The organism is Pseudanabaena sp. PCC 7367, from assembly GCF_000317065.1.
GTDB classification, from domain to species: Bacteria; Cyanobacteriota; Cyanobacteriia; order Pseudanabaenales; family Pseudanabaenaceae; genus Thalassoporum; species Thalassoporum mexicanum.
Window position 1 is genome coordinate 1,531,700 of record NC_019701.1, and the last position, 15,972, is coordinate 1,547,671.

The 15,972-nt window shown below is 46.7% G+C and carries 14 protein-coding genes; 7 read left to right on the top strand and 7 right to left on the bottom strand.

Annotated features, from left to right (window positions below):
- Positions 1–271 precede the first annotated feature (271 nt).
- Genes PSE7367_RS05965 through PSE7367_RS05975 form a run of 3 tightly spaced genes read left to right on the top strand, consistent with a single transcriptional unit; the run spans position 272 to position 2,591 of the window.
- Complete coding sequence (locus PSE7367_RS05965) at positions 272–1,390, top strand: hemolysin family protein (protein WP_015164475.1); 1,119 nt, start codon at positions 272–274, stop codon at positions 1,388–1,390.
- 5 nt (positions 1,391–1,395) lie between these two features.
- Positions 1,396–2,142, top strand: coding sequence for a helix-turn-helix domain-containing protein (locus tag PSE7367_RS05970; RefSeq protein ID WP_198013444.1), 747 nt, complete (start codon positions 1,396–1,398; stop codon positions 2,140–2,142).
- A 5-nt stretch (positions 2,143–2,147) separates the two neighbouring features.
- On the top strand, positions 2,148–2,591 hold the full coding sequence (locus PSE7367_RS05975) for an RrF2 family transcriptional regulator (RefSeq protein ID WP_015164477.1): 444 nt from the start codon (positions 2,148–2,150) through the stop codon (positions 2,589–2,591).
- A gap of 203 nt (positions 2,592–2,794) precedes the next feature.
- Here PSE7367_RS05975 and PSE7367_RS21850 read toward each other — a convergent pair whose 3' ends face one another.
- Both PSE7367_RS21850 and PSE7367_RS05980 read right to left on the bottom strand, forming a co-directional pair.
- Positions 2,795–2,932 carry a hypothetical protein gene (locus tag PSE7367_RS21850; protein WP_156800352.1) on the bottom strand — a complete coding sequence of 46 codons (138 nt, stop codon included), beginning with the start codon at positions 2,930–2,932 and terminating at the stop codon, positions 2,795–2,797.
- Positions 2,933–3,010: 78 nt separating this feature from the next.
- On the bottom strand, positions 3,011–3,997 hold the full coding sequence (locus PSE7367_RS05980) for a ligand-binding sensor domain-containing protein (RefSeq protein WP_225882689.1): 987 nt from the start codon (positions 3,995–3,997) through the stop codon (positions 3,011–3,013).
- A 72-nt stretch (positions 3,998–4,069) separates the two neighbouring features.
- Here PSE7367_RS05980 and PSE7367_RS22675 point away from each other — a divergent pair, with 72 nt between their 5' ends.
- Positions 4,070–4,213, top strand: a complete 144-nt coding sequence (locus PSE7367_RS22675) for a hypothetical protein (protein ID WP_225882690.1) — start codon at positions 4,070–4,072, stop codon at positions 4,211–4,213.
- A 343-nt stretch (positions 4,214–4,556) separates the two neighbouring features.
- Here the strand turns inward: PSE7367_RS22675 and PSE7367_RS21490 are convergent.
- Both PSE7367_RS21490 and PSE7367_RS05995 read right to left on the bottom strand, forming a co-directional pair.
- Positions 4,557–5,278, bottom strand: a protein-coding gene (locus tag PSE7367_RS21490; RefSeq protein ID WP_156800328.1) for an IS1 family transposase whose coding sequence is annotated in 2 segments (ribosomal slippage) — positions 4,557–4,972 and positions 4,972–5,278 — 723 coding nt in all. Because the reading frame shifts where the segments join, the coding sequence is not laid out codon by codon here.
- Between the two features lie 110 nt (positions 5,279–5,388).
- The gene (locus tag PSE7367_RS05995; protein WP_015164479.1) at positions 5,389–6,594 is read right to left on the bottom strand and encodes a FecR domain-containing protein; all 1,206 of its coding nucleotides are present in this window, start codon (positions 6,592–6,594) and stop codon (positions 5,389–5,391) included.
- Between the two features lie 554 nt (positions 6,595–7,148).
- Between PSE7367_RS05995 and rplI the strand changes: the two genes are divergently transcribed.
- The 3 genes from rplI (at position 7,149) to PSE7367_RS06010 (ending at position 10,302) form a co-directional block, all read left to right on the top strand.
- On the top strand, positions 7,149–7,610 hold the full coding sequence (gene rplI / locus PSE7367_RS06000) for a 50S ribosomal protein L9 (RefSeq protein ID WP_015164480.1): 462 nt from the start codon (positions 7,149–7,151) through the stop codon (positions 7,608–7,610).
- 62 nt (positions 7,611–7,672) lie between these two features.
- On the top strand, positions 7,673–9,043 hold the full coding sequence (gene dnaB, locus PSE7367_RS06005) for a replicative DNA helicase (protein ID WP_015164481.1): 1,371 nt from the start codon (positions 7,673–7,675) through the stop codon (positions 9,041–9,043).
- 5 nt (positions 9,044–9,048) lie between these two features.
- On the top strand, positions 9,049–10,302 hold the full coding sequence (locus PSE7367_RS06010) for an extracellular solute-binding protein (RefSeq protein WP_225882691.1): 1,254 nt from the start codon (positions 9,049–9,051) through the stop codon (positions 10,300–10,302).
- Positions 10,303–10,326: 24 nt separating this feature from the next.
- Here PSE7367_RS06010 and PSE7367_RS20230 read toward each other — a convergent pair whose 3' ends face one another.
- From PSE7367_RS20230 to thrC, 3 genes are all read right to left on the bottom strand, one after another.
- Positions 10,327–11,415: a late competence development ComFB family protein gene (locus PSE7367_RS20230; protein WP_015164483.1), complete on the bottom strand. Its 1,089-nt coding sequence runs from the start codon at positions 11,413–11,415 to the stop codon at positions 10,327–10,329.
- A 442-nt stretch (positions 11,416–11,857) separates the two neighbouring features.
- On the bottom strand, positions 11,858–14,068 hold the full coding sequence (locus PSE7367_RS06020) for an NACHT domain-containing protein (protein ID WP_015164484.1): 2,211 nt from the start codon (positions 14,066–14,068) through the stop codon (positions 11,858–11,860).
- A 534-nt stretch (positions 14,069–14,602) separates the two neighbouring features.
- Positions 14,603–15,931 (bottom strand): threonine synthase, encoded by a 1,329-nt coding sequence (thrC, locus tag PSE7367_RS06025; RefSeq protein ID WP_015164485.1) that lies wholly within the window; start codon positions 15,929–15,931, stop codon positions 14,603–14,605.
- Positions 15,932–15,972: the final 41 nt, after the last annotated feature.

The following is a 15,972-nucleotide window of genomic DNA, read 5'->3' on the forward strand; positions in this document are numbered from 1 at the left end:
ATTGAAAGCCTAAGTGGTTATACGTGTTTGATTATGTTTATTTAACTGGACTTGCTCCTAGCCCTTGTACCTATGTTGTACTAGTCAACCACAAAAATTATGATGATTGCTGTTTTGATCGAGTAGTTACTCCGTCTGGATTGCGATCCCTCATATTTCAATTGGTCGGGTAGTACCTATCTCACTATTTATTTAGTATCAATTTATTATTTAGTATCAATTAGTTTTTGTTGTTCTGTAATTCAGTGCGCGAGGCGCTCCCACCGATCCTGTGATAGCCGAGTATTCAGTTCACCTAAGCCAGTTTATTCGCATTGCCCAAAGCACTGCTGCTCAACCTACCGTTGAAAATACCCTGATCCAAGTTGCGGCCTTAGTAGTGCTGTTGTTTTTGTCTGGACTCAGTTCGGCCTCGGAAACAGCGCTCACGGCAATGGATAACCTTAAGCTCCGATCGCTGATCCAGGAGCAAAGCAATCGGCGAGGCACAAATATTTACAGCCTGGTATTAGAAAATCGCACCCGCTTTATTACTACCCTGTTGGTGGCTAATAATCTGGTCAATATTGGCGCAACAGTGCTAACCACTAGCCTCTTTTTTGGTTGGTTCGGTGAGGCAGGTTTGGGGATTGCCACGGCGGTGATGACAGTGCTGGTGTTAACCTTTGGTGAAATTACGCCCAAGTCGATCGCGGTGAATAATGTTTTGCCGATGTTTAAACTAATTGTGCGGCCAATCTACTGGCTGTCGGTGCTGATGTCGCCGATATTGGTCTTGTTTGAGGGCATTGCCCAATGGACAATTCGGTTATTTAATGTGGGCGGGATGCCGCGCGGTGAATCGACCAAGGATTTGCAATTAATGATCGAGGTATTGGGGCGGAAAGGTCAATTGGATTGGGACAAGCGCCAGATTCTGAGCAAGACCCTAGCGCTCGATCGCCTCAGTGCCAGGGATGTGGTCAAGTCGCGGATCGATATGCAAACCATTAACCACGATGCCACCCTCGAAGATGTAATTACTTTATGCCTGAATACGGGCTTTTCACGGGTGCCCGTCCAGGGCGAATCAAAGGATCAAATTGTGGGCATCATTACCCTCAAAATGGCGCTTCAGCATCAGAAAACCGACGGTGATGGTGTTGTTGCTAATGAGATAATGGTAGCTCCGGTCTATGTGCCGGAAACTAAGCGATTAGCAGATTTATTGCGAGAGATGATCAATCAACGGGTGCATTTGGCGATCGTGGTGGATGAGTATGGCGGCACGGTGGGATTAGTCACGCTGGAAGATATTATTGAAGAACTGGTGGGCGAAATCTACGACGAGAGTGATTCCTATTCACGGGAGCGGGTTGTGTCGATTCGGAAGCGCAATTGGCATAATTGATGAGTATGAACGACGATCGAACCAGCCAACTAAGCCAGTTAATGCAGGCTGCCCAGATTGATAGTTTTAAGCAACTGTGCGATCGGGCGCAAATTTCCACCCGGGCGCTCACCAAGCTACGGCAGGGAGAACTAGCTAAACTACGGTATGAGCAGATTAATTCCCTGGCTCAGTCTTTGCAAATTTCAGTTCATGATCTAGTGGCGGTGTTTGGCAAGCAAAATGCTGATCTTGCTGCTATTTCATCCAGCCAGGGCGAAAAACAAGCCAGCCAGCCTCAGGCACTAAAAATAAAGCAAACAGAGCAAATGGTTGCGGCACAGCGCGAACTTGTATCCCAGATCGAAAGATTAAATCGGCAAATATTTGATCTCAAAACCGAATATATTCATTTGCAAGCACAACAAGCACAACAAGAATCGGCGTTGCGATCGCGCTTTGAGCAGGAAATTATCCAAAAGCTAGAATCTTTTTGGTTGCAATGGCCAACTGCTGCCCATGCCGCCCAGCAAAATGAAAAAATGCCAGCGCGAAATCTAGTGCCGTTGCTGCGTCCAGTGGAAAATTTACTTAAAGGCTGGGACATCGAAGCGATCGGCCAGGTTGGTGCGGAGCTTGAATTTGATCCCCACTGGCATCAAGCTATGTCTGGCGAGGCGATCGCGCTTGGAACAACTGTGGTGGTGCGTTATGTCGGCTATCGACGTGGTGAGGCGTTGCTCTATCGTGCCAGGGTGGATCTAAAAACCTAAGATTCATGAAACTAACTCGCAAAGGGCATTACAGCGTTAAGGCGATGCTGGATCTAGCCACTTCCAGCGTGGGTAAGCCGATTTCTGTGCGGGAGATTGCCGATCGCCAATCGATTCCGGCTCCCTATTTGGAGAAGCTGTTGATCGCTCTCAGGCAGGCGGGTTTGGTGCGATCGGTGCGCGGGGCGCAGGGTGGTTATTTATTGAAGCGATCGGCGCAGGAAATATCCCTGGGTGAAATTTTGGCGGCGGTGGGAGAGTCGGTTGATCCCTTGCCCAGACTGGAACCAAACTCGGAACAAGCCCAGGATTGGGTTACCTTTGCGTTGTGGCAACGATTGCATCAGAAAATTAGTGATGCCCTGTATGGCATCTACCTTGAAGATCTCTATTATGATGCCCGCAGTTGGCAGGCGGCGCAGGGACAAGAATCAGAGTTTATTGTTTAACCTATGTTCTGTGAATCCGTAACGCTTACCCCTAATTACCTAATCCCTTACCTAACCTTTTTTAGATGCTTTTGATTTATTAATCGATCGCAACGCCCGTTTGCAAATTCGTTGGGTTACCTTGCTAGTAGTCAACCACAAAAATTATGATGATTGCTGATTTAATCGAGCAGTTACTCTGTCTGGATTGCGAGCCCTCATATTTAAATTGGTCGGGTACTAGTGCTTTGCGCCTGCCAGCGATCGCAAAGTTCTATGACCGAATCCGGCTTAGACTTAGATGCATCATTCAGCCAATTAGCCACCGAGTCCTGCCCATCGGTTTGCGATTCATTGTGCAATGGTTCTAGCAGCGGTAAAGCAATTTCTGGCGTGATTTAAGCTGCTTTTGCCACTTTGAACAGCTTTTAAAAATCACCCTAATCGGCAACAGCATAAACTAGCGAGGCGCGATTGTTTTCCATATCAAACTCCTCGACATTAATATCAATCCTGGCTAAACCAGCATGGGTGCCAATCCACAGCTTGCGATCGCTAATATACAAACTACTAATCCGGCTAGAGGGCAGATCCTGGATCGAACCGTCAATTTTGCCATTGTAGGTATTGGTGCGGTGCAAGCGATTTTGAGTACCAATCCACAACTCGCCATTTTTGTCACTGGCCAGCGCCAGAATGTCTTCCCCAGTCACATCATTGATGCGGGCGATCGCTTCGTTGGTATTGGGATTAACTAAAATCACATTGCGCGGTGTACCAGCCCAGATTTTCCCCGCCGGATCGATCGTCATACTTTGCACAATCTGACCAGCCACATAGGGCACCACTGCCATAATTTCGGCAGTACCGGGATTAAATTTAAATATGCCATCTAATGTGCCCACCCAGATATGGCCGTGATGATCGATTTGCATAGTATTGGCGCTAGTGCCAGGAATATCCAGCATCCGCGCATAGATTTCGGCATTGTGGGGGCCAATGCGGGTGATGCCATTTTCAGTGCCAACCCAAACATAGCCAGCCCGATCGATTTCCAGGCTGAGCACCCGGTTGGAGGGTAGCTTGATCGCCACATTTTTAATCTGGCGGCTACTGGGATTGACTTGATATAACCCTGCACCAGTGCCCACCCAGATATTGCCATAGTGATCCAGGGTCATGGCGGTAATAATCTCGTTGGGCAAATTAATCACCGATACAACCTGACCACTGTGGGGATCGACCTGCACCAGGCCGCGCCAAGTCCCGACCCACAACCTACCAGCATGGTCATGTAAAACAGTGCTGATCCGCCGATCGCCCTGCTCATGGATCAAGCTTCTGGAGGTGGCTGACTGAACTGGTAGCGCGGACGTGGGATCGGGGCGACCAGCTAGGAATAAAGAATTAGCTACTAGAGCTACCAACCCAATTTTTATGAGCCGATTTAACTTTTTACTGGCACAAATTTTAGCTAGACCTGAACCATTGTCCAGGCTATGGTGAGAACTAATCAAGTGATCGCCCTGGCTTGGGGATTCAGAATTTATAGCATTAGCGATCGGGGACTGACTGCGGATAGCTTGATTGTGTTTTTGACGAAGGTTTCTAAGCATGACTCGGTGGTGGTGAAAACCTGCTAGATCAAGTCATAGAAACTCATATTTTTCGCGTAATGTCAATGGTTTAGGCTTATTTTTTGCAATTAAAGCCCAAACATAGCCTGGTAATTTCACAGAGGCAGGACTACTCAAAGTTATACGATATCTATGCTGCTAATGAGCTAAGGAAGAGATTTTGAGTCAAAAAAAGTAGTTGCTTCGAGAATAGAACTAAAGCATCAGTGATTATTAGAACTCTTGTAAAAGTCTAATATTGCAGCCGGAGAATTACGATCTCAGGGGTTAGATCAGCATTTATGCAAGAAGCCTATTGAATACTAAATATTCAAAGTCTAGATATTTAGATATTTAGATATTGGTAGTGCTATACAAGTAAGGATGAGTTGTAATGATGCACAAATAACCAGATAGCGCCAACATGGTTAGCTAACTTTTTCGAGAAAGAAAGAGATTTGCGAACCAGTCTTGAAGCTCTTTGCCTAAGAGTGCAATTAAATCGCTCAATTCTATTAGTCAAGCCTGAACCTTTGTCCACTGGTTGATGACGCATACTCGGAACTACCTGAGCATAGGCACGCCAGAAATCAGTGTAACAAACAGCACATTGTCGATAAACGGGTGGTAAAGACTGCCATAATCCTTGAGCACCAACCTCATCTCTAGAACCGATATACACTCCTACGATCTCCTTAGTATCAACATCTATAGCTAACCAAACCCAAACCTTGACTCGTTTCTTGCCTACAAAAGACCACAGCTCATCCATTTGAATGGTTAAGTGCCCTTTTTTTTAGCCTGTACCTGCACTTGTTGGGGCACTTGAGCATATTTGTGATTAACATATTGCTGTAGCCATCTTGGTGATACACCTACAACTCTGGCAATACCTGCGAGTGAAACCCTCTCTAGCAGAAGTTTGTCGATTTGAGCTTTAGTCTCATTAGCGATATATTTCTTCTTAGAATTGGCTACAAATTGTCTATTGCATTGTTTACATTTGAAGTTTTGTTTACCGTTGTGAATTTTGCCATTTTTGACAATTTTGAGTGAATTGCATCTTGGACAAGTTAGCTTAGATGTATCCATGAGAGAGAATTTTTGTATCTTCTATCCCATTATCCTTACTTCTGCATGACTACCTAGATATTTAGATATTTAGATATTTAAATATTTAGATATTTAAATATTTAATTATTCTACTCAGCCGCTTCCACAGGCTCTGCCACTGGTGCAGGTGGCGGATCGCTGATGGGCACAATCTCCGGTTGGATTGGTGCAGGCGGCGGCTCGATCGGCACAATTTCTGGCTGAATCGGTGCTGGCGGTGGTTCTGCTACTGGCAATTGAGGTTGCACTGCGGCGGGAACGGCAGGCAATGGTACTATGTCTGGATCTTGATCGGCGGCAGCAGGCAAAGGCGGATCATAACCATCATCACTCTCTGCGGGTGCGGGATCTATGGCTGCAGTTGGCTGATTGGGCTCCGATTGAGCGTCTTCGTCCGGCTCTGCTTCTGGCTCATCAGCGGCGGGTTCCGGCTCCGCGCTATAGCTGCTGTAGGCAGTGGTTTCGGGTGGCTTTGCGTTGGGGTCAACGGTGCTGTTGGGTTTTGGCCCAGTGAATACAATTTTTTCTGCCTCTCGGTAACCAGGATCGATTTGCAAGCTAGCTTCGATCGTACCTTGGCTGGCTAGTCTGGTGCTAAATCCGTATAGCAATGGCTCACGGGCAAATTTTTCGCGCACTAAATCCAAGCTGGGGGTTTCGATCGCTCCGGCATTGCCCTGCTCCGAAATCAATACACTCTGACCAGTTTCCAAGGTCAGGCGATCATCATGCTGAGGTTTTACCTTAACTGCCCCATTCAGGGCAAAGACTGTTGCTGATTTGGATTCTTCTGTTGCCGTTTCCACAAACAGCGTGGTATTACTATCGCTGGCAAAAATTTGAGCCTGGGGGGTGTCGATCTCCAGGGCAGTGTCTTGATCGGCGGGTAGCATCACTACCATCCGGCCTTGCTTGAGCACAACCTGGTTTTCATTTTTAATCTCGATCGTGGAGTCGCCCTCCAGTCGCACCAAAATGCCATTATCAAAACTTAATTGCAAGCGGGCATCAGCTTCGGTGCGAATTATTTCCCCGGCTTCCAGTTTCATACCCACCCGCCCAGAGCTATCGTTGGCGGTGTTGCGAAACTTTACCCAAACTGGCCGATCGCGGATTTCCTGGATCTTGGCGATCGGTTCGGTGGGAGCAACTTCGGCATTAAATGGCTTGGGGGGTGCGCCACCATTACAAGCGCCTAAAAATACCAATGAAGTGACGATCGCCACCGCTGATGCGTTGCGGTGCCATTGATGTCGGATCGTCTTAATCGTCTCGGACGGATGTCGCTTTGTCATTTCTATTTTCTCGACGACAGTTTTTTTCGCTATACTATAAAGTCTGGATTATTCTAAAGTCTGGATTATTCTAAAGTCTGGATTGTTTTATTTAAAACTCTAGATGTTGCTGTCCAGATTCAAGCAGATTAAGATCTTGAGTCTAGGTAGGCAAAATTAGTTCCTGCAGATCTCAGCAGATCTATCTAGCCTAACTGATTTAAACTGCACTTTGATTACTGGATTTTGATTCAAATTTTGATTCAAATGGGGACAATGCAACTAATTAATTAGCTGGTGCGCTCTAGTCTAGCTTGCAACCTGAATCGTTTATTCTACGGTAGCAACTGGAAATATAGAGATATAAGTTGAGGCAATCGGAATCTAGAGAATTAACTTAGGCTCGTAGCTCAATTGCGAATTTGACAATGCGATTAAGTCATGACCTAAGTAGACCTAAGTATAAGTAATGTAACAGATTTAGCTCCAGTTGGCGTAAAATAGCAACCCCAAGCCCCCTAAGTACAAATTTAATCCAAAGTTAAATAGAGAAAAGCAAAAAAGGATCGATCGAAATGGCAAAAAGTAATGTGCAAGTAATGTTAACCAAGAATGTTAACAAGTTGGGTAAGCTGGGTGAATTAGTTTCCGTCGCACCAGGTTATGCCCAGAACTACCTCTTGCCCAGAGGATTGGCAGTCCGAGCTACATCTGGCGTAATCAAGGAGGTGGAACGCCGCCTGGAAGAAGAACGGCAGCGGCAAATTGCGATCAAGAAGGAAGCCCAGGATCGCAAGGTGGCCTTGACCACAATTGGTGGCTTTATTATTAAAAAGCAAGTGGGCGAAGGCAAGAGCATTTTTGGTACGGTTACCGATCGGGAAGTGGCACAGCTGATTGTTGATAAAACCACCATGGAAATCGATCGCCGCGATATTGAAGTGCCCGATGTGCGCGAAACCGGCGATTATGAAGTAAAAATCAAGCTGCATCCAGAGGTGACCGCAATCCTCAAACTGGAAGTTTTGCCAGAATAGGTTTTTAACAGGACTCGAGGACTCGGTATAACTTGCAAAATAGTCGGGCTTAATCGTCGGATATGACCAAATCAAACCTAAACGGCGAATTCGATGACATTAGCGATCGCCTGCCCCCCCAGAACATTGAGGCTGAAGAAGCAATTTTGGGGGGGGTTTTAATTGACCCCGAAGCGATCAGTCGGGTGATTGATGTGTTGCGCCCAGAGATGTTCTATGTAGCTGCACACCAGGAGATCTATCGCGCGGCAATCCTGCTGCATAGTCAATCGCGCCCCACCGACATCATGAGTGTGGCCACCTGGCTGAGTGACAATGATCAACTGGAAAAGGTGGGCGGCCAGAGTAAAATTGCCCAGCTTTGCGATCGCACCGTCAGCGCCATTAATGTGGACTATTATGCGCAACTGGTGGCGGAGAAATATACCCGCCGTCGTCTGGCTGAAGTAGGGCGCAATACGATCAAGGCTAGTTTTGATACCAGTATTGATCTAACCAAGGCATTGGATCTAGCCGAGCAAAGTATTTTTTCGGTGACCCAAGCCCGCACCCAACAGGGACTTACCCCCGCCAGTGATATTCTCACCAAGACTTTCTATGAATTAGAAAGCCGCTACAATGCCTCGCTCACCCCTGGTTTAAATATGCCAGGTCTGTCCACTGGTTACTATGACCTGGATGCGATGACCCAGGGCTTGCAACGATCGGACTTGATTATTATTGCTGGTCGGCCATCGATGGGCAAAACTGCCTTTAGTTTGTGTGTGGCAGCTAACATGGCTAAAGAGCATAAATTACCAGTGGCGGTGTTTAGTTTGGAGATGTCCAAGGAGCAATTGGTATATCGCTTGCTCTCAAATATTGCCAGGGTAGAAAGCACCAAGCTACGTTCTGGTAACATTGGCGATCATGATTGGTCAAAGGTGGCAATGGGCATCAGTCAGTTGTCGGATTTGCCAGTGTTTATTGACGATGCGCCCAATCCTTCGATCAATGAGTTGCGATCGAAGGCGAGACGATTGCAGGCGGAGCGCGGCGGGGTATTGGGGTTGATTTTGATCGATTATTTACAGTTAATGGAAGGGGCTGGTTCCGAAAATCGGGTGCAGGAACTATCGCGGATTACCCGATCGCTCAAAGGTTTAGCCCGTGAATTATATGTACCTGTGATCGCCCTATCCCAGCTCAGTCGGGGTGTAGAAGCCAGAACCAATAAGCGGCCAATGCTATCGGACTTGCGTGAATCCGGCAGTATTGAGCAGGATGCGGATATTGTGATCAATCTCTATCGTGATGAATATTACAATCCGGATACGCCCGATGTAGGGATCGCCGAAGTAATTATTGCCAAGCATCGGAATGGCCCCGTAGGGACAGTAAAACTTCTATTCGATCCCCGCTTTACTAAGTTTGAGAACTTGATGAATCAATAATGCCAATGAAATCCAACCAGCTAATCGATCGGCGCAAATTTTTAATTGGCATGGGTGCGATCGGCACCGCAAGTGCATTTGGCCTGAATGGTTGCAGTTGGTTGGCCGACCCACAACGATTGCAAATTCTGGGCTTGGACAATGCTTTGCCTGGGAAGGTATTAAAAAGTTTTAGATCGGAGTTTAAGCAAAAGGCGGAAATCGATCCCAAGGCTGCCCCCGCAGAGATCTGGCAAACCCTGAGGGATTTGCAGCTTGCTACGGAAAAAAAAGAAGAAGCCAAACCAGGTTTGGAAGCTAATACCGACAATTCTAATGATTCTTCTAATGACTCTAATAAGGCAGATTCCAATAGTGGTGACGAGGCCACAGATCCCACAACAGAAGAGGACGCAAAAACCAATGCGGCACAGCGCAAAGTCCCCGATCTGGTGAGCCTCAGCGATGCCTGGTTGGACGCAGCGATCGCCCAGGATTTGATCCGGCCAATCCCGGCGGCGGATCTGGCCAAAATTTCCCAATGGCCGAAACTGGAACCCAATTGGCAAGCATCAGTAACCCGCAACGGCCAGGTTTGGGGGGTGCCCTATCGCTGGGGCAGCACCGTGATCGCCTATCGCCCCGATCGCACTAAGTTTGAGATCAAAAGCTGGGCTGATTTGTGGCGACCAGAACTAAAAAGGCGGATTGTTTTGCCAGATAGCCCGCGCGAGGTGATTGGCCTGGTGCTGAAAAAGCTGGGTGATTCCTATAACAATGAAAATTTAAACGCGATCGCCGCATTGCCAACGGAGCTAGAGCAATTACATCAGCAGGTTTTATTTTATTCTTCCGATCGCTATTTACAGCCGTTAATCATCGAAGATGCCTGGGCGGTGGTGGGTTGGTCCCATGATATTGAAGCGCAGATCGATCGCCAACCTAAACTCAGGGTAGTAGTACCAGAAGAAGGTACAGCCCTTTGGAGTGATATCTGGGTTTTGCCCAAGCAACAACCGAGGCCAACTAACAGCCAAGCGGCTTACAAATGGATTAACTACACCCTCTCGCCGGCGATCGCTAACCAGATTACCGCTCTTACTGATGCGGTCTCGACCATGCCTGTAAACGCAGATCTGCCAGCAAAGATTAGAGCCAATCAACTTAAATTCCCATCCCCAGAAGTGATCGCCAAGAGTGAGCTGTTGCAACCTCTATCAGATGATGCCCTCAGCGAATATTTAGCGCTTTGGCAAGAGTTGCGATCGCCTAAAGCTTAATAATCTAATCTAAGTATCAGCGTATTAACGCCATTGCTCGCGGGTTGATTGTTGTTGCGATGATAGCTCTTCTTCCAGGTTGGTTCTGCCGATCGCATGCAAGGAAATTTCCCCACTTCTAACCCGCTCTAGGGCATCTTCCACAATCTCAGCCACATTCCGCCAGTTAATGTCATCGATATGTAAAATTTGGCGAATTTTATCAAGTGCCGATTCTTGTTCCTGGCCAAATTTTTCAAATGGCAGTGGTGCTGCCGCCCTGGCTGGAGAATTAACCACGATCGAAATACCTTCACGCACCATCAAAATAATATCCTTAGCCAATTCAGCCTTAACCCGGTAGCGTTGCTCTTTTAGGCCGCGCTGGCTGGTGGCATACATGGGTGGCAAGCGATTGAGGGTATAGGCAGCGACCTCTTCCGGCTTGATCTGATCAATCAGCGCAGGATGCAATCGTGCCAATTGACGGTGCACAACCGCCAAAACTGGATTCTCTAGCACATTCACAAAATCAAACGAGGCGCAATACATATATGAAGCAAATTCTCTGGCATAGCGAGCATTAGAACCACTTTCTGGGGTGGCTTGCTCTCGTTGGGATTTCCTGGATTTCCATGAGTAATTTTGGACTTTACTACGCTTGATATATTGTTTTACGTCCATGGCATTGCGGCGGCTAGGACTCACATAGGTATAGCTCAATGCTCCCTTTAATTTGATCGTCATAAATGCTGCTTCCAAAGCATCGGGGACATCTTTCCACTTGAGATTGTCCTGCCCCAGAATTTCTTGCAGTTTGGCTAGCGATCGCGCTTGGCTATGAAATTCATTTTCTGGCAATGGATCGGCTGGCCGCAGTGAATCTTGCCTGACCCCAACCAGAGCCCGGCGCACATTTGAAGTGATTTGTTGTTTAAGTTCAGCCCTGGCACGATTGCGTTGCTGTTGCCAGCCCCGTTGCGATGTGGCATACATGGGCGGTAGTCGATTGAGGGCATAGGCGGCTACCTCACTGAGGTTGATTTTCTCGCGGGCAGCTCTGCCAAGGCTAGCTGTCTGCGCCTTAATCTCTTCTATAACTAGTTCTTCGATCGCACTTCGACAGTTCTGCATAGCAATCAAATGCCTAAAATTCTATGATAACCCAAATCAATTCTTGATCTTAGCTGATTTATTAACTTCCGATCGCAAACATTAGATATAGCTAATTCATGTAAATTTTAACTGGTCTAAAGGGTCTCAATTAATTATATTTAACTGAATTCCGTGCCTGTTAATATTAAAAAATTAATCTTTCTCAGACCTAGTAAAAAAATAGTTTAGTTAAGTCTGGAGATGGTAACAAATAAGAAATAATTAAAATACAGTTAAGCATTCAATTAAGGCTTGAAAAGCTGAGCAAGTAATTTTTTAAGTAATTTTTTTAAAGCCCATTGCAAGCCCTGTTAAATAAACTTGATTACATTAAACCAGTTTGATTTCAAAGGGTAAATCTCTATATTCTCAACCATGATAAACAACTATATTTCTGGTGGCTTTGCTGTGGGGAAAAGCATCAGTCTTGGTTGGGTAGCAGCAATCTATTTTCTAGACCACCACACCAGGTTGGATCGAGATCGCCTACATGCAAGCAATTCGCTAAGGTTTTATTCGCATCATAGTAAGCCCTAATTTTTTGTTCTTGCTGTTGGGTAAAATCCCAATCCGGTGATTTTTTACGGTGCTGAATAACAACGGTTCTAAACTTCTTTGACCAATCCATCCCCTGCGATCGCCACCAGCGTTTAAACATTTTGGCGGTATGGGTGATATCTGGAATCTGGCTTTTTAGCTGCTTGAGGGCTTGATCCAGACTTGGTTCTAGCAGGCTAGCAAGACTCAGGGTGGGGACATGGGCAAAGAACATCACCAAATCTAGGTTAAGCGCCTCGGTGAGGGCATGATCCACATCCACCTGGGTATCAGCGATATCAAATTCTTGCCCCTCTGCTTTCAGCCTGGCTCTTTCTAGCGATCGCATGTGGGCGATTTCATGGGCACGGGCACGATCCAGCTTGCGGGCATTTTCTAAATCTAGGTCTAAATATAAGGCTCGTATGGTCACAGGTCGATAGGGATTGCGGCGGCGGCTTAGTTCATCCGATGCTTCCTTCACCCATTGCAAAAATTCTTGAAGTTCAGAATCCCCAACCAGCATTTGGTCTATACGTGCTTTCATTGCCAGAATTAGTTCCTGTGGCTCTCCCAGCATTGCTGCCACCAACGTAAAAATATGAATCCAGCTTTGTTTGCCAAGTTGATCAAGCAAATAATCGATCGCATGGGGATGATGACTATGGGCGATTCTGTAGGCGGTTAAATATTCCTTTACAGCCAGATAGGGAAAGGCATAGGCGCGCTTTGCCCCTGGCACTAACAAACCCTGGGGAGCGGTTAAGGATGATGCGATCGCTGGGAGCGTGGTTATGTCATAGGAGCTGCGATGGTGTGCGCGGCCATAGTTGCGCAGGTATTGATCGGTAAATTGTTCAAGCTGTTCCGGTGCAATAAAAGGATGACCACGATCAGCCATTCGCAAGGCTACATAGCTGAGTAAGTCTTTATTGTTACCTAGATTGTTACCTGGCTGAAAAAATTGCTGATCTTGCTTTACATGCAGATTTTGATCTTGCTGATTGGCTAGCAACAAGTCCAACACCTCCGGCGCAACAGTTGCATAAAACTGGGCATCGGTATAGGAGCGCTCCTGGAATGCCAACCACATCATTGTTAGCATTAATGGATTAGTAGCTAGCTCCTGGGTCGTTTGATTAGCACTGATGGTGTAAAGAAATTGATTGGCTAGATCGGTAGTAATATCAGCCACTGCCAGATCGGCAAACTTACCATGCTTTGCATTAGAGGCGTTAAGCTTTTTATTTGCGCTTAACGTAGACCATCGCTCACTTTGATCGCCCAGGTTGGTTACCCATTGATAGACAAATTGCTTTACCTGAACAGGCTGCCAACTGGCGATCGCTACGGTCGTAAAATCCTCCAATCGCTCGGCCGTGATCGGTAGGCGACAGGTAACCACAAAATGATTAAGATGATAGCAATCACTAAAATCGCTGATCTGACGAATCACTCGATCGCGCTGCTGGTCACTAATTTGTCCATAGTCATCGAGGAGAAATAAAAACTTGCCCTGGCGGAGTAGTTGCTGATCTTGCTGATTGTCTTGTTGATCACCAAGATCGCTAATTTGCCATTGAATATAATCACGCAGGCTAGGCTGGAGTGGTTCTTGGCTATAATCAGCCAGATTCACCAGCAATGATACTTTATCGGCATGAATTTCGCCAGAGCTACATAACAGCGCCACATACTTTAGCAAGGTGGTTTTGCCTGCTCCTATGCCGCCGCTAATTACTAATTTAGAGTGGGTGGCGATCGCTTCAATAGCAGGAATTAAGTTCTGCTCTACTTTGGCTGACTCATATAACCAGGGTTGTGAACTAATTGTATTTTGCTGGTTTAATTCACTAATCTGCTTACGCTGTAAACTGGCGATTTGCTCATTTACATACACATCAACATACACGTCACTCAGCCGGATCGGCTCAGGCATGTTCAATGTGCGCAAGCGATCGCATTGCCTAATTACATTGTTACGGCTCCGCTGCCGTAGTTCTTTTAATTGCAAGGTAATATGGTTGATCTCCTCTGTTTCTACCCCAAAAGCATCTGCCTCAGAGTCCAATTGTGTATCCAGTTGTTCCGCCATAGCCCGATCTAATTTGCAACAATCAATGCTTTCCGTTTCTGCCAATCTATAAATCTTCTAATTCCCAAATGCTCCATCTAAAGCTCTATCACTTTAGAGATGACGGCTCTTAATCTCGATAAGTGGCCGGCCCAATGGCATCTTTATTTATGATGATCTTTATGGCTGACTAATAGAGCCCAAAACTATTAATTGCAGCACTAAAATATTATTTGCGATCGCTATGGAGATCAAATGGGTACATAAGACATATCTTACCCAATCTGAATTAGCGGAATCATGGTGGTAAATACTTATGGGGCGGCTAAGAGCTTGTTTGGCTCCCTCTATAATTAGGCTTGTACAATGGTTCTAATGGCGATCGCGGTTGTTGAAATAATTTGAAGCGCAACAAAAAAGCAACCTAAACAATTAGATCGCTTTGCTTAACTATAGTCACGAAATCTTGACCGTGCTAATGCTTTGGCCTGAGTTTGCCTAAACCTTATAAACCTTGTAATTCCATCGGCTCAAATCAGGAAAGAGAATTAACAATTAGACCGAAACAGTCTGCCACTCTAGACGATCGAGGGTTAGGGAGCGCTCAAATGCCCGCTCAAAGCTGTCTAGTTTGGGTTCAATTTGCAACGGCTCGCCAATGTAGCCCTGCACTGCTTCCTGGGTTTTGAGGCCATTACCAGTAATATAAACCACAGTGGTTTCATCTGGGTTGATTTTGCCTGCTTCAACCAGCTTCTTCAACACGGCGATCGTAGTACCGCCAGCGGTTTCCGTGAAGACACCCTCGGTTTCGGCCAATAGCTTCATCCCCTCCACAATTTCGGCATCGTTCACAGATTCAATATTGCCATTGGTCTTGCGGGCAATATCGAGGGCATAAACGCCATCCGCCGGATTACCGATCGCAATGCTCTTAGCGATCGTTTTTGGCTTGACTGGGGCAATAAAGTCGCGGCCTTCCCTAAATGCCTGGGCGATCGGTGAGCAACCCTCGGCCTGAGCGCCACTAAATCGGACTGGCTTGTCATCGACTAGGCCAACTTTCACAAATTCCTGGAAGCCTTTGTAAATCTTGGTATAAAGCGATCCAGAGGCCAATGGTGCCACAATGTGATCGGGCAATTTCCAGCCCAACTGCTCAGCCACCTCAAAGCCCAGGGTCTTGGAACCTTCGGAGTAGTAAGGACGCAGATTAATATTCACAAAGCCCCAACCGTGGGTGTTAGCAACCTCAGAGCAAAGGCGATTGACCTGGTCATAGTTACCTTGCACCGCAAATACCTTGGGTGCATATACCAACGTGCCCAACACCTTACCAGCTTCTAAGTCGGCGGGAATAAACACACAGCAATCGAGGCCAGCATGGGCAGCGATCGCCGCGGTGGAGTTGGCCAAATTACCAGTACTGGCACAGGACACAGTGCTAAAACCCAGCTCACGGGCACGGCTGAGCGCCACTGAAACCACCCGATCCTTGAAACTGAGGGTGGGCATATTCACCGCATCGTTTTTAATATAAAGCTCTTTGATGCCTAACCTTCTGGCCAACCGATTTGCCTTGAGGAGGGGGGTCATGCCAGTGCTGGTGTCGATGTAGTCATCAGTAGCAACGGGCAAAAACTCACGATAGCGCCAGATTGAAATGGGGCCTTCCTTGATGCTCTCGCGGCTCACTTTCTCGGCGATCGCCTCATAGTCATAAACCACTTCCAATGGGCCAAAACATAATTCACATACGTGGATCGCTTTGGCTTCGTATTCAGTGCCACATTCTTTACACTTGAGGCCATTGAAGTTGGCGTGGCGATCGGCACTGTAGTTAGTAGCGGCAGTAGCAGTGGGATTAGATGCAGTTGAGGTCATAGGTTCTGGTTAGTTTAGAGGATCTAGATTGAGCGACTTGA

Excerpts from the sequence above, each read along its gene's own strand:
- PSE7367_RS20230 (WP_015164483.1), bottom strand. The coding sequence starts at position 11,415 with ATGCAGAACTGTCGAAGTGCGATCGAAGAACTAGTTATAGAAGAGATT.
- PSE7367_RS22675 (WP_225882690.1), top strand. The coding sequence starts at position 4,070 with ATGGTGAGAACTAATCAAGTGATCGCCCTGGCTTGGGGATTCAGAATT.
- PSE7367_RS05975 (WP_015164477.1), top strand. The coding sequence starts at position 2,148 with ATGAAACTAACTCGCAAAGGGCATTACAGCGTTAAGGCGATGCTGGAT.
- rplI (WP_015164480.1), top strand. The coding sequence starts at position 7,149 with ATGGCAAAAAGTAATGTGCAAGTAATGTTAACCAAGAATGTTAACAAG.
- PSE7367_RS05970 (WP_198013444.1), top strand. The coding sequence starts at position 1,396 with ATGAACGACGATCGAACCAGCCAACTAAGCCAGTTAATGCAGGCTGCC.
- PSE7367_RS06020 (WP_015164484.1), bottom strand. The coding sequence starts at position 14,068 with ATGGCGGAACAACTGGATACACAATTGGACTCTGAGGCAGATGCTTTT.
- dnaB (WP_015164481.1), top strand. The coding sequence starts at position 7,673 with ATGACCAAATCAAACCTAAACGGCGAATTCGATGACATTAGCGATCGC.
- PSE7367_RS05995 (WP_015164479.1), bottom strand. The coding sequence starts at position 6,594 with ATGACAAAGCGACATCCGTCCGAGACGATTAAGACGATCCGACATCAA.
- thrC (WP_015164485.1), bottom strand. The coding sequence starts at position 15,931 with ATGACCTCAACTGCATCTAATCCCACTGCTACTGCCGCTACTAACTAC.
- PSE7367_RS06010 (WP_225882691.1), top strand. The coding sequence starts at position 9,049 with ATGAAATCCAACCAGCTAATCGATCGGCGCAAATTTTTAATTGGCATG.